The sequence below is a fragment of the Blastococcus sp. OS1-29 genome, from assembly GCF_057628075.1.
The window spans coordinates 313770-326416 of the sequence record NZ_JBXXJK010000002.1; the positions used below are offsets into that span (position 1 = coordinate 313770).

Below are 12647 nucleotides of genomic sequence, written 5' to 3' on the forward strand. Positions count from 1 at the left end.
CCATGCGGGCCGCCGTCCTCTCCGCCCACGGGCAGCCGCCGTCGGCCGCCGAGCACCCGGATCCGCGGCCGGGCCGCGGCCAGGCCGTCATCCGGATGACCGCCGCGCCGGTGGTGCCGCTGGACCTGCTCTGCGCGTCGGGCACCTCCTACTTCGGCCCGCCGCCGCTGCCGTACGTACCCGGCGTGCAGGGCGTGGGGCGTGTGGAGAGTTCCTCCCGGCTGGCCGCCGGGACGCGGGTCTTCGTGTCCTCCTCGGCGGGCATGGCCCCCGGCGACGGCACCATGGCCGAGCTGTGTGCCGTCGGCGAGGACGACCTCGTCCCGCTTGAGGACGGCGTTCCCGACGACGCCGTCGCCGCGATCGGGCTGTCGGGGATCGCCGCGTGGATGGCGCTCACCTGGCGGGCGGGGCTGCGGGCGGGGGAGCGGGTCGTCGTGCTGGGCGCCGGGGGAGCGGTCGGCCAGGTCGGGGTGGGGGCCGCCGTCGCGCTCGGCGCCGGCCGGGTGGTCGCGGTCTGCCGCGGGGAGGCCGCGCGCCGGCGGGCCATGGAGCTCGGGGCGCAGGCGGCGATCGCCTACACCGAGGACGTCGACGTCCTGGCCGGGCAGCTGAGGGAGGCGCTGGAGGGCGAGGCCGACGTCGTCCTCGATCCGGTGTTCGGGCCGGCCGCCACGGCCGCCGGTCGGGTGCTGGCCGAACGCGGGCGGCTGGTCAACCTCGGCGGTGCCGCCGGGGACACGGCGTCCTTCTCCTCGGCCGCGCTGCGCAGCCGGACGGCGTCCGTCCTGGGCTACACCAACAACGCGCTGACCCCCGCGCAGAAGGCCGACGCGCTGACCGCCGTCCTGCGCCACGCTGGCGCCGGGCAGATCTCCGTCGCCGCCGAGGCGATCCCCCTTCCCGCGGCGGACGTGGCCTGGCGCCGGCAGGCAGTGGGCACCGGCGGTGTCCGCCTCGTACTCACCCCCTGATGTGGAGGCAGCCGTGCAGCTCGTCACCGAGGACAACGTCACCGGACTCGCGGTGGAGCGCTGGGCGACCGCTCGCGACCCACGCGCCGCCGAGCTGCTCACGGCGCTCGTGCGCCATCTGCACGACTTCGCCCGGGAAGTCCGGCTGACCGAGGCCGAGTGGATGGCCGGCATCCAGTGGCTCACCCGCACCGGGCAGATCAGCGACGACAAGCGGGAGGAGTTCATCCTCGCCTCCGACGTCCTCGGACTGTCGATGCTCGTCGTCCAGATGAACCACCGGCTCGACCCGGCCGCGACGCCCGCGACCGTGCTCGGGCCGTTCCACATCGAGGGCTCACCGGAGTTCGGCTTCGGTGGGGACATGTCGCAGGGCCTGCCCGGCACGCCGCTGCTGCTGCACGGCACGGTGCGCGACCTGGCCGGCAACCCGGTGCCGCGTGCGGTGCTGGACGTCTGGCAGGCCGACACCGAGGGCGCCTACGAGTCGCAGGTGCCCGACGTCGACGAGGCGCGGCTGCGGGGCAAGTACACGACCCGCGCCGACGGCGGCTGGTGCCTGCGCACGATCGCGCCGGAGGGCTACTCGATCCCGATGGACGGCCCGGTGGGTGAGCTGATCTCGCAGACGGCGATCAGCCACTTCCGCCCGGCGCACGTGCACTTCCTGATCGACGCGCCGGGCTACCAGTCGCTGATCACCCACCTGTTCCAGGAGGGCGCCGAGTACCTGGACAGCGACGTCGTCTTCGGCACCAAGCAGGAACTCGTGGTCCCGTTCGAGCCCCGCGAGCCCGGTCCGGCGCCGGACGGCGGGAGCTTCGACCGTCCCTGGCTCGAGGCGCGCTACGACTTCGTGCTCCAGCCGCTCCGGTAGCCGCGCTGCTCGTCACCCCGGTTCCGTATCCCCGGCCTGCCGCCGCTCCTCTCCCGGTCGACGGTCGCGCACCGGCGTGGCCCCGGGAAGGAGAGGAGATGACCATGGCTGAGACGTCGCGGTCGACGGCCCTGATGACGCGCCCGGCGGAGGTGGCGCTCGAGGCGCCCGCCGGCGGGCCCCAGGCGGAACGGCGCCCGTCGCGGCGGCCCGGTGCCGTCCTCGTCGACCGCGCGGTGGAGCTCAACGTGCGGCTCGCGCCGATCGCCCTGCGGCTGTCCCTGGCGGTGGTGTTCGTCTGGTTCGGAGCGCTCAAGGTCGTCGGGCACAGCCCGGTGCACGACCTGCTCGTCGCCACGCTGCCCTTCCTCCCGGCGGACGTCGTCGTGCCCGCGCTGGGTGTGGTCGAGGTCGTCCTGGGCCTGGCCGTGGCGAGCGGGGTGTTCCGGCGCGTCACCCTGGTGGTCCTCGTGGGGCACCTGGCCGGCACCTTCCTGACCTTCGTCACCGCGACGACGCTCATGTTCGACGACGGCGACCCGCTGACGCTGACGGCGGACGGCGAGTTCGTGGTGAAGAACCTGGTCCTGATCAGCGCGGCCCTCGTGCTGATCGGCGTGTACAGCCGACCTGCCCTCCAGCGCACCGCTGCCTGAGCTGCCGCCTGAGGCGACCGCAGCGACCGAATCGCCCCCGCTCCGGGTCACGGGAGCAGGGGCGATTCGGACTGCCCGGGACGGTCCGCCAGGGGAAGACGCGGAACCCCGGTTCGGGTGGTCCCTCACGACTATGGGGGCGCTCCCTGGCAGGAGCCTGGCGCGTACCTGGGAGTCAGCGGCCAGTGGCCGGGCGTGCGCGCCCCGCGCCGGGTGCGGCCGTCGACCGCAGCAGCGGCAGGGTGCGCCACGGCACGAGCGTCGACAGCGCGACCACGCTGGTGGAGCGGACGACGGCGGGGGAGCGGTTGAGGTCGACCAGCACCTGCTGCAGCGCCTCGTGCGATTCCGCGGCGACCCGGCACAGCACGTCGCCGCTGCCGGTGGTCGCGTGCGCCTCGAGCAGGCCCGGGATCGCCTCGAGGTCTCGATGCACGTCGTCCAGCGCGCCCTGGGCGATCTCCAGCGTCACGAACGCCTGGACTCCGAAACCGGCGGCACCGACGTCGACCTCCGGGCCGTAGCCGGTGACGACGCCGCTGTCCTCGAGTCGCTGGAGGCGCGCCGACACCGTCGCCCGCGCCACGCCGGTGATCCGGGAGAGCTCCAGGGCGCCGGCGCGCGGGTGCTCCCGCAGTGCGGCCAGTAGTTCGACGTCCAGGGTGTCCACGCCGCAACTATGCACGCCGCACAGCAGAACCGGGTGACAGGTAGCTCGATCGTGCAGTCGGACCAGGTCGACGGGCGCTACTTGCACAGCCCGGCCGGTGGGTGTGGGGTGCCCACCATGAGCCTCGAACAGACCCTCAACGACGAGGAGCGATTGGCCGGCCTCGACCTTCGGCAGCTCGAGCAGCTGGTCGGCCTCGTCGAGTACGACGCCTCCACCGACCCCTTCCCGGTCTCCGGCTGGGACGCCCTGGTCTGGATCGTCGGCAACGCGGTGCAGACGGCGCACTTCTTCCGGTCCGCGTTCGGCATGGAGCTGGTCGCCTACTCCGGCCCGGAGACCGGCAACCGCGATCATCACGCCTTCGTGCTCCGCTCCGGCGCCGCCCGCTTCGTCGTCACCGGCGCGTACGACCCGGCCAGTCCGCTGGCCGACCACCACCGGGCGCACGGCGACGGGATCGTCGACATCGCGCTCGCCGTCCCCGACGTCGACCGCTGCATCGCCCACGCCACCGCGCAGGGCGCGACCGTGCTCGAGCAGCCGCACGACATCACCGACGAGCACGGCACGGTGCGGGTCGCCGCGATCGCCGCGTACGGGGACACCCGGCACACGCTGGTCGACCGGTCGCGGTACGACGGGCCGTACCTGCCCGGGTACGTCGCGCGGACGTCGTCCTTCGTCAGGCGCGAGGGCGCGCCGAAGCGGCTGTTCCAGGCCGTCGACCACGTGGTCGGCAACGTCGAGCTCGGCGCGATGGACCAGTGGGTGGACTTCTACAACCGGGTCATGGGCTTCACGAACATGGCGGAGTTCATCGGCGAGGACATCGCCACCGACTACTCGGCGCTGATGAGCAAGGTCGTCGCCAACGGCAACCACCGCGTGAAGTTCCCGCTCAACGAGCCGGCGATCGGCAAGAAGAAGTCGCAGATCGACGAGTACCTCGAGTTCTACGGCGGCCCGGGCGCCCAGCACGTCGCGCTGGCCTGCAACGACATCATCGGCACCGTCGACGCGCTGGTGGCCGAGGGCATCGAGTTCCTCAGCACGCCGGACTCCTACTACTCCGACCCTGAGCTCCGGGCCCGGATCGGCACCGTGCGCGCGCCGATCGAGGAGCTGCAGAAGCGCGGCATCCTGGTCGACCGCGACGAGGACGGCTACCTGCTGCAGATCTTCACCAAGCCGATCGGTGATCGGCCGACCGTCTTCTTCGAGCTGATCGAGCGACACGGCTCGCTGGGCTTCGGGAAGGGCAACTTCAAGGCACTCTTCGAGGCGATCGAGCGCGAGCAGGACAAGCGCGGCAATTTCTAACCGACGGTTTGTGCACAAAAGTACCGACGGTTAGTGCACTAGACGTCGGGTTGGGTGGAGGAGGCGGCGATGGCGCACTACCGGCAGGTGGGGGACGTGCCGCGCAAGCGGCACACACAGTTCCGGCGTCCGGACGGCGGGCTGTACTCCGAGGAGCTGATGGGCGAGGAGGGCTTCTCGTCGGACTCCTCGCTGCTCTACCACCGCGGCATCCCGTCGGCGCTGGTGGACGCGCGCCCGTGGGAGCTGCCGGACCAGTCGCTGACGCCGAACGCCCCGCTGATGCCGCGGCACCTGAAGCTGCACGACCTGTTCCCCGGCGAGGAGCACAAGGCCACCGACCCGGTGACGGGACGGCGGCTGGTGCTGGGCAACGCCGACGTCCGCATCTCCTACGCGGTGTCGTCGCTGCCCAGTCCGCTCTACCGCAACGCGACCGGCGACGAGTGCGTGTACGTCGAGCGCGGGTCGGCGACGGTCGAGACCGTGTTCGGCGTGCTCGAGGTGGGCCAGGGCGACTACGTGATCCTGCCGCGGGCCACCACGCACCGGTGGATCCCCGCGGGGGAGGAGCCGCTGCGCACCTACGCGATCGAGGCCAACTCACACATCGCGCCGCCGAAGCGCTATCTCTCGCGGTACGGGCAGCTGCTCGAGCACGCGCCGTACTGCGAGCGGGACCTGCGCGGCCCGGCCGAGCCGTTGCTGGAGACCGGCACCGACGTGGAGGTGTACGTCAAGCACCGCGGGCAGGGGCCGGGTGGGCTGACCGGCACGATCCACGTCACGCCCGAGCACCCGTTCGACGTCGTCGGGTGGGACGGCTGTCTGTACCCCTACGCCTTCAACGTCGCCGACTTCGAGCCGATCACCGGCCGCGTGCACCAGCCGCCGCCGGTGCACCAGGTGTTCGAGGGCGCCAACTTCGTCGTCTGCAACTTCGTGCCGCGCAAGGTCGACTACCACCCGCTGGCCGTGCCGGTGCCCTACTACCACTCGAACGTCGACTCCGACGAGGTCATGTTCTACGTCGACGGCGACTACGAGGCGCGCAAGGGCTCGGGCATCGGCAAGGGCTCCATCTCGCTGCACCCGGGCGGCCACTCGCACGGGCCGCAGCCGGGCGCGGTGGAGCGCTCGCTGGGCGCGGAGTACTTCGACGAGCTGGCCGTCATGGTCGACACGTTCCGGCCGCTGTCGCTGGGTGAGGCCGGCACGGCGTCGGACGACGGCGCCTACGCCTGGTCGTGGTCGGGCCGCGGACCCTCCGCGTGACGGGATTCGGCGTCGACAACCTGCCGTACGGGATCTTCTCGACTGCGGACGGCGGCCCGCGCACCGGCGTGCGGATCGGCGACGCGGTGCTCGACCTGGCCGGCCTCACCGGCGACGACGCGCACGCGACCGGGACGCTGAACGCGTTCATGGCCCGCGGCCCGCAGGCGTGGGCCGCGCTGCGCGCCGACCTGACGCGACGGCTCACCGCCGGCGGGCATCACGACGCTGTCGACGCGAACCTCCACCCGGTCGGCGACGTGACCCTGCACCTGCCGATCGAGGTGGCCGACTACGTCGACTTCTACGGCTCGCAGGAGCACGCGGAGAACGTCGGCCGCATCTTCCGGCCGGGCTCCGACCCGCTCCCGGTCAACTGGAAGCACCTGCCGATCGGCTACCACGGCCGCGCCGGCACGGTGGCGGTCTCGGGCACGCCGGTCCCGCGACCGCACGGGCAGCGGCTGGGGGAGGGGGTCCCGGTCTTCGGGCCGTGCACCCGGCTGGACTTCGAGGCCGAGCTCGGGTTCGTCGTCGGCGCGCCGTCGGACCGGCCGGTGCCCGTCGGCGCGTTCGCCGACCACGTGTTCGGGGTCTGCCTGCTCGACGACTGGTCGGCCCGCGACCTGCAGGCCTGGGAGTACGTGCCGCTGGGCCCGTTCCTCGGCAAGTCGTTCCTGACGTCGATCTCCCCGTGGGTGGTGCCGCTGGCCGCGCTGGAGACGGCGCGCGTGGATCCACCCGCACGCGACCCCGAGCCGCTGCCGTACCTGGCGGACCACGAGCCCTGGGGGCTGGACATCACCCTGGAGGTCTCCCTGAACGGGCAGACCGTGAGCCGGCCCCCGGCCGCCGGCCTCTACTGGACCGCAGCCCAGCAGCTGGCGCATCTCACCGTGAACGGCGCGACGCTGCGCACCGGGGATCTGTACGGGTCGGGCACGGTGAGTGGCGCCGAGCGTGACCAGCGCGGGTCGCTGCTGGAGCTGTCCTGGGGCGGCGCCGAGCCGCTCGTCCTCGCCGACGGCTCGTCGCGCACGTTCCTCGAGGACGGTGACGAGGTGACCATCACGGCCACCGCCCCTGGCGCCAACGGCCGGATCAGCCTCGGGGAGGTCACCGGTAGGGTCGCCTCGTGACCGACCGCGTGGCTCTGGTCGGCTCCGAGCAGGGTCTCGGCATCGACCCCGACCTGCCCCTCGCCGCCGCAGCGCTGCAGGAGGCCGGGATCGCCGTCGACGTCGTCCGGTGGGACGACCCGGCCGTGGACTGGGCCGGCTACCACCTCGTCGTCGTCCGCTCGTGCTGGGACTACGCCTGGCGGCTGGAGGAGTTCCTCGGCTGGGCCGAGACCGTGCCGCGGCTGCGCAACCCCGTCGAGGTGCTGCGCTGGAACACCGACAAGGTCTACCTGCGCGACCTCGAGCGGGCCGGGCTGCCGGTCGTGCCGACCGCCTGGAACCCGACGAGCGCCGACGAGCTTCCGGACGCGCAGGAGTGGGTCGTCAAGCCGTCGATCTCGGCCGGCTCCCGGGACACCGCACGCTGGGACACCCCCGCCGCGGTGCTGGAGCACGTCGCGGAGCTGACCGGCGCCGGGCGGACGGCGATGGTGCAGCCCTATCTCGCCAGCGTCGACGCGCTCGGGGAGACCGCGATGCTGTTCATCGGCGGCGGCTTCTCGCACGCCGTCCGCAAGGGCCCGCTGCTCGCGGCCGGCGAGGGCGTCCGCCAGGACAGGGACAGCCGGGGCGACCTGCGGCCCGCCGACCCGACGCCGGCGCAGCGCGAGGTGGCCCAGGCGGTGTTCGACGCGGTCCCCGGGCTGGGGGGCGTCGACGACGCACCGCTCTACGCCCGGATCGACCTGGTGCAGGACGGCGACGGCCGACCCGTGGTCCTGGAACTCGAGCTGACCGAGCCGAGCCTCTTCCTCCCCCAGGTGCCCGCTGCCGCCGCCACCCTGGCGCAGGCGGTGGCCGCGCTCACCAGGGGACGGTCGCCTGCAGCACCGCCTCGGTGAGCGCACCGGTCCGCCAGGCGGTGACCTCCTGGTACTCGGGATCGGCCACCATGCGGCTGAACGCCTCCCGCGAGGGATAGCGCACCAGGAGGACGGCGTCCCAGTCCTGGCCCGTCTCGGCGACCAGCGTCGTCGACCCGTCACCGGCGTAGAGCACCTCGGCGCCGTAGCGGGGGAGGAACGTGGTCCGCAGGGCCTCGGCATAGCGGTCGTAGGACTCGCGGCCGCCGTCGGCGAACCGCAGCAGGTTGAGCATCACCACGGGACCGCCCGGGTCCTCCTGCAGGTAGCGCTTGAGGTCGGTTCCGCGGGGATCGATCGCCATGCCCACCGACCTTAGGCGGGGCGCAGTTCCCGGGCGATCGCGCGTGCGGTGGCCCGGGCGTCGAGGTTGATCTGCAGCAGCAGGCCCTTGAGCGGGTTCGACAGCCCGACGAACCGCAGTCCCGGCACGCGCGCCTTCGCCCCGTTCGTGAGCGGCCGGCCGCGGTCGTCGAGGACGCCGAGGTGGCCGACCATCGGGGCGAGCCCGGTCGTGTAACCGGTCGCCGCGATCACCGCGTCGGGGGAGAGCCGGGTGCCGTCGGCCAGGACCGCCTCCCCGTTCTCGAACACGGTCAGCGCCGCGACCGGCGTGACGCGCCCGGCCCGCAACTCCTTGATCAGCCCCACGTCGATGGTCGGCGTGACCCCGGTGGCCCGCATCTGCCGGACGACGCCGGCGCGCGGGGCGGGCAGCCCGTACGGCGTCAGGTCGCCGACGAACCGCCGTTGCAGCACCCGGTTGATCGGGTCGGCCAGCCACGCGGGGGAGAAGTCCATCGAGATCGCCAGCAGCGTCGTGGGGATCGGGCCCAGCTGCCGCGTCACGACGTTCGGCGGCGTCCGGACGGCGAGCCACACCCTGCGGGCCCCGCTCTCGGCGAGGTCGGCAGCGATCTCGGCCCCGGTGTTCCCGGCGCCGACCACGAGGACGTCCCGGTCGCGGTACTTCTCGGCGCTCGAGTACGCCGACGCGTGCAGCACGTCGCCGGGAAAGGAGTCCTGGCCCGGCCAGTCCGGTGCGACCGGCGTCCGGTTGTAGCCCGTGGCCACGACCACCTGGCGCGCGTGCAGCGGCGCCCCGTCGGTGTGCGCGGTCCAGCCGTCGCCGTCCCGCTCCAGGTGGCGCACCTCCACCCCGAAGCGCGGCGTGACGCCGGAGTGCTCCGCGTACTGCGCCAGGTAGGCCGCCACGTCGTCCTTGGCCACCCATCGGCCGTACCGGCGGGGCACGCGCAGACCGGGCAGCGCGGACTGCACGCGGGGGGTGTGCAGGTGCAGCCGCTCGTAGCGGTTGCGCCACGAGTCGCCGACGGAGCCGCCACGATCGACGACGAGGACGTCGACGCCGCGCTTGCGCAGGCAGGCGGCGACCGCCAGCCCCGCGGGACCCGCACCGACCACCAGCACATCCGCGTCCATCGGACCTCCCGCGGGCACGCTAGCGGGTCAGCTCTCGCCCAGCGCTCGCTGGAGGCCGTCGAGCACCAGGTCGAGGCCGTACTCGAACTCGTCGCCGTAGTCGTAGCCGGGTTGCAGGATGTGCTCGACCGTGAGCTCGGTGAGGTGCGGGAACGCCCCCGGTGGCATCCGCGCGAACATCTGCCGGCCCACCTCCTGCGCCTCCTCCAGGGTGTCGAACGGCAGGCTGCGCTGCTGCAGCGCGAAGCCGTAGACGTAGGCGTCCAGGGCCGAGAACGCGTGCGCGGTCAGCTCGACGGAGAAGCCTGCGCCGCGGAGCGTCCCGATCACCGTGTCGTGGTGGTGCAGGGTCGCCGGACCGGGCGCCGTCCGCGACTGCATCAGCGGGGGCGCCCAGGCGTGGCGGGTGAGCGCCTCGCGCGCCGAGACGGCTCGCGCGCGCATCGCCGTCCGCCACTCCGTGCCCGGCGAGGGCAGCTCGATCTCGGCGAACACGAGGTCGACCATCCCGTCGAGCAGGTCCTCCTTGTTGGCCACGTGCTTGTAGAGCGACATCGCCTCGACGCCCAGGTGCTGCCCGAGCCGCCGCATGGTGAGCGATTCGATGCCCGCGGAGTCGGCCAGCGCGACCGCTGCGCGCAGCACGCGGTCGCGACTCAGCCGCGCGCGGCCCGTGCCTGCGTCGGTCATCGGCGTGCCTCCTGACGTTCGTCCCTTGACGAGCTTACGTTGTAAGCGTAAACCTTACAACGTAAGCCAATCCTGAGGTGGAGGAATCATGACGACCCAGCAGCGACGGACGGGTGCCACGACAGAAGCGACGACGATGCGCGCCATCGTCCAGGACCGGTACGGCGACACGGCAACCGTGCTGGGCCTGACCGAGGCGGCGCGGCCCGTGCCGGGCCCCGGTGAGGTGCTGGTCCGGGTGGCGGCGGCCGGTGTGGACCGCGGGGTCTGGCACCTCATGGCCGGCAAGCCCTACGCGGCCCGGCTGGCCTTCGGGGTGCGCGCGCCCCGGCAGCCGGTGCCCGGGATGGCCCTGGCCGGCACGGTGGCGGCGCTCGGTGCCGGCGTGACGGCCTTCGCGGTGGGCGACGAGGTCTACGGCGTCGGGAAGGGCACGTTCGCCGAGTTCTCGAGGGCGTCGGCGGACCGGCTGGCGGCGAGGCCGGCGGACCTCAGCGCGGTGGAGGCGGCCGCCCTGCCCGTCTCGGCGACCACCGCCCTCCAGGCGGTCCGCGACCACGGGCACGTGCAGGCCGGGCAGAAGGTGCTGGTCATCGGCGCGTCCGGCGGTGTGGGGAGCTACGCGGTCCAGATCGCGAAGGCGTTCGGCGCGGAGGTGACCGGGGTCTCCAGCACGGCCAAGGTCGAGCTGGTGCGCTCGCTGGGCGCCGACGCCGTCATCGACTACACGCGGTCCGACATCGACGACGGCGGCACGCGCTACGACGTCGTCCTCGACATCGGCGGCAACCGGCCGGTGCGCCGGCTCCGCCGAGTGCTGACCCCCACCGGCACGCTGGTGATCGTCGGAGGCGAGGGCGGCGGCCGCTGGCTGGGCATGGGCCGGCAGATGTGGGCGGCGCTGCTGTCACCGTTCGTCGGGCAGCGGCTGGGCTTCTTCGTCGCGTCGGACACCGCCGCGGACCTGATCGCGGTGACCGGGCTGGTCGAGGCCGGTCGGGTGCGGCCGGCGGTCGAGCGCACCTTCCCGCTCGCGCAGGCCCCGGCCGCCGTCGATCATGTGGCGGGGGGGCGGGCGCGCGGGAAGGTCGTCGTCGAGGTCAGCCGTTGAGCTCGAGGGTCTGCATGGTCGAGGCGCGCACCTCGGCCAGCAGGCCGGGGTCGTCGGCCAGCGAGCGGCCGTAGGAGGGGATGGCCTCCTGCAGCGCCGAGCGCCAGGCCGGCATCCGCTCGGGGAAGCAGCGCTCCAGCAGGGTCAGCATCGCCGACACCGCCGTCGAGGCGCCCGGCGAGGCGCCCAGCAGGCCGGCCACCGTGCCGTCGCCGCCGACGACGAGCTCGGTGCCGAACTGGAGGACGCCGCGACCGGTGGCGGGGTCGCGCTTGATGACCTGCACCCGCTGCCCGGCCGTGACCATGTCCCAGTCGTGCTGGTCGGCCTCGGGCACGAAGGCGCGCAGGGTCTGGTGACGGTCGGCCCCCGACTGCACCAGCTCGTTGATCAGGTAGCGGGTGAGCGCCAGCTCGGTGCGGGCGACGCCGAGCATCGACCCGAGGTTGTTCGGCTTGACGCTGCGGGGCAGGTCGAACATCGACCCGGCCTTGAGGAACTTGGGGGAGAATCCGGCGTACGGGCCGAACATGAGCGAGTGGTCACCGTCGATCAGGCGCAGGTCCAGGTGCGGCACCGACATCGGCGGCGCGCCGACCGCGGCCTGGCCGTAGACCTTGGCCTGGTGGTTGCTGACCAGCTCCGGGGACGTCGTGCGCAGGAACTTGCCGCTCACCGGGAAGCCGCCGAACCCGGCGATCTCCGGGATGCCGGCCTTCTGGAGCAGCGGCAGGGCGCCACCGCCGGCGCCGACGAAGACGAACCGGGCGCGCACGGTGCGGCGCTCACCGGTGACGGTGTCCCGGACGGCGACCTTCCAGCGGCCGTCGGTCTCCTTGGTCAGGCCGTGGACGCGCTGGTTGACGTGCACGGCGACACCGCGGTCCTCCGCGTCCTCGAGGAGCATGCGCGTGAGGGCGCCGAAGTTGACGTCGGTGCCGGCGGCGGAGCGGGTGGCGGCGACGACCTGCCGGGGATCGCGGCCGGCCATCATCAGCGGGATCCAGTCGGCGAGCTCCGCCGCGTCGTCGCTGTACTCCAGGCCCTCGAACAGCGGCTGGGTGGCCAGCGCCGAGTGGCGGGCCCGCATGTAGGCGCGGCCGTCCTCGCCGGTGACGAAGCTGACGTGCGGAACGGGGGTGATGAACTCCTTCGGCGCCCCCGTCAGCCCGGCGCGCACGAGGTGCGACCAGAACTGCCGCGACACCTGGAACTGCTCGTTGATCGTGACGGCCTTCGCGGGGTCGACCCGCCCGTCGGGCCCCGCCGGCGTGTAGTTGAGCTCGCACAGGGCCGCGTGGCCGGTGCCCGCGTTGTTCCACGCCTGCGAGCTCTCGCCGGCGACGTCCCCGGCGGACTCGAAAACCGTGACGCTCCAGTGCGGCGCGACCACACCCAGCAGGGCGGCGAGCGTGGCGCTCATGATGCCACCCCCCACGAGAACGACGTCGGGGTTCGCGCTGTCGGGTACCGCGCTGGCTACCGGGCCGGGCTGGGAAGTCACTTCTGCCTCTCTGGACGTGCAAAGGGAAGGCGCCGAAGGCGCCGCTCCTTCTGATCGTCGGCCCAGAAGGCGCAGAACAT

General features: G+C 73.1%; 13 protein-coding genes. 8 read left to right on the forward strand and 5 right to left on the reverse strand.

Translation table 11 applies throughout. The features are described 5' to 3' along the window. Positions 1-2: 2 nt before the first annotated feature. From AC2H4J_RS06215 to AC2H4J_RS06225, 3 genes are all read left to right on the forward strand, one after another. Positions 3-974, forward strand: coding sequence for a quinone oxidoreductase family protein (locus AC2H4J_RS06215; protein WP_487463977.1), 972 nt, complete (start codon positions 3-5; stop codon positions 972-974). Between the two features lie 13 nt (positions 975-987). Further along, positions 988-1851 (forward strand): dioxygenase family protein, encoded by an 864-nt coding sequence (locus AC2H4J_RS06220; protein WP_487463978.1) that lies wholly within the window; start codon positions 988-990, stop codon positions 1849-1851. Positions 1852-1955: 104 nt separating this feature from the next. Next, positions 1956-2507, forward strand: a complete 552-nt coding sequence (locus AC2H4J_RS06225) for a DoxX family membrane protein (protein WP_487463979.1) — start codon at positions 1956-1958, stop codon at positions 2505-2507. A gap of 175 nt (positions 2508-2682) precedes the next feature. Here AC2H4J_RS06225 and AC2H4J_RS06230 read toward each other — a convergent pair whose 3' ends face one another. Further along, the gene (locus AC2H4J_RS06230; RefSeq protein ID WP_487463980.1) at positions 2683-3177 is read right to left on the reverse strand and encodes an Lrp/AsnC family transcriptional regulator; all 495 of its coding nucleotides are present in this window, start codon (positions 3175-3177) and stop codon (positions 2683-2685) included. A 117-nt stretch (positions 3178-3294) separates the two neighbouring features. On the opposite strand from AC2H4J_RS06230, the gene hppD reads away from it, so the two are divergent. The 4 genes from hppD (at position 3295) to AC2H4J_RS06250 (ending at position 7798) form a co-directional block, all read left to right on the forward strand. Then, the gene (hppD, locus tag AC2H4J_RS06235; protein WP_487463981.1) at positions 3295-4500 is read left to right on the forward strand and encodes a 4-hydroxyphenylpyruvate dioxygenase; all 1206 of its coding nucleotides are present in this window, start codon (positions 3295-3297) and stop codon (positions 4498-4500) included. Between the two features lie 69 nt (positions 4501-4569). Next, positions 4570-5775, forward strand: a complete 1206-nt coding sequence (locus tag AC2H4J_RS06240; RefSeq protein WP_487463982.1) for a cupin domain-containing protein — start codon at positions 4570-4572, stop codon at positions 5773-5775. Beyond that, the gene (gene fahA / locus AC2H4J_RS06245; protein ID WP_487463983.1) at positions 5772-6914 is read left to right on the forward strand and encodes a fumarylacetoacetase; all 1143 of its coding nucleotides are present in this window, start codon (positions 5772-5774) and stop codon (positions 6912-6914) included. The genes AC2H4J_RS06240 and fahA overlap by 4 nt, the downstream gene beginning before the upstream one ends. Next, positions 6911-7798, forward strand: a complete 888-nt coding sequence (locus AC2H4J_RS06250; protein ID WP_487463984.1) for an ATP-grasp domain-containing protein — start codon at positions 6911-6913, stop codon at positions 7796-7798. The genes fahA and AC2H4J_RS06250 overlap by 4 nt, the downstream gene beginning before the upstream one ends. Here AC2H4J_RS06250 and AC2H4J_RS06255 read toward each other — a convergent pair. The 3 genes from AC2H4J_RS06255 to AC2H4J_RS06265 are packed head-to-tail and all read right to left on the reverse strand — an operon-like array spanning position 7761 to position 9952. Further along, complete coding sequence (locus tag AC2H4J_RS06255) at positions 7761-8123, reverse strand: DUF1330 domain-containing protein (protein ID WP_487463985.1); 363 nt, start codon at positions 8121-8123, stop codon at positions 7761-7763. The two genes, AC2H4J_RS06250 and AC2H4J_RS06255, sit on opposite strands and share 38 nt — an antisense overlap. An 11-nt stretch (positions 8124-8134) precedes the next feature. Further along, complete coding sequence (locus AC2H4J_RS06260) at positions 8135-9262, reverse strand: flavin-containing monooxygenase (RefSeq protein ID WP_487463986.1); 1128 nt, start codon at positions 9260-9262, stop codon at positions 8135-8137. Between the two features lie 27 nt (positions 9263-9289). Then, positions 9290-9952 carry a TetR/AcrR family transcriptional regulator gene (locus AC2H4J_RS06265; protein ID WP_487463987.1) on the reverse strand — a complete coding sequence of 221 codons (663 nt, stop codon included), beginning with the start codon at positions 9950-9952 and terminating at the stop codon, positions 9290-9292. 88 nt (positions 9953-10040) lie between these two features. Here AC2H4J_RS06265 and AC2H4J_RS06270 point away from each other — a divergent pair, with 88 nt between their 5' ends. Further along, positions 10041-11063, forward strand: a complete 1023-nt coding sequence (locus tag AC2H4J_RS06270; RefSeq protein ID WP_487463988.1) for an NAD(P)-dependent alcohol dehydrogenase — start codon at positions 10041-10043, stop codon at positions 11061-11063. Here the strand turns inward: AC2H4J_RS06270 and mqo are convergent. After that, positions 11053-12567, reverse strand: a complete 1515-nt coding sequence (gene mqo / locus AC2H4J_RS06275) for a malate dehydrogenase (quinone) (RefSeq protein WP_487463989.1) — start codon at positions 12565-12567, stop codon at positions 11053-11055. The two genes, AC2H4J_RS06270 and mqo, sit on opposite strands and share 11 nt — an antisense overlap. Positions 12568-12647 lie beyond the last annotated feature (80 nt).

Excerpts from the sequence above, each read along its gene's own strand:
- AC2H4J_RS06215 (WP_487463977.1), top strand. The coding sequence starts at position 3 with ATGCGGGCCGCCGTCCTCTCCGCCCACGGGCAGCCGCCGTCGGCCGCC.
- AC2H4J_RS06225 (WP_487463979.1), top strand. The coding sequence starts at position 1,956 with ATGGCTGAGACGTCGCGGTCGACGGCCCTGATGACGCGCCCGGCGGAG.
- hppD (WP_487463981.1), top strand. The coding sequence starts at position 3,295 with ATGAGCCTCGAACAGACCCTCAACGACGAGGAGCGATTGGCCGGCCTC.
- AC2H4J_RS06240 (WP_487463982.1), top strand. The coding sequence starts at position 4,570 with ATGGCGCACTACCGGCAGGTGGGGGACGTGCCGCGCAAGCGGCACACA.
- AC2H4J_RS06255 (WP_487463985.1), bottom strand. The coding sequence starts at position 8,123 with ATGGCGATCGATCCCCGCGGAACCGACCTCAAGCGCTACCTGCAGGAG.
- AC2H4J_RS06260 (WP_487463986.1), bottom strand. The coding sequence starts at position 9,262 with ATGGACGCGGATGTGCTGGTGGTCGGTGCGGGTCCCGCGGGGCTGGCG.
- AC2H4J_RS06265 (WP_487463987.1), bottom strand. The coding sequence starts at position 9,952 with ATGACCGACGCAGGCACGGGCCGCGCGCGGCTGAGTCGCGACCGCGTG.
- AC2H4J_RS06270 (WP_487463988.1), top strand. The coding sequence starts at position 10,041 with ATGACGACCCAGCAGCGACGGACGGGTGCCACGACAGAAGCGACGACG.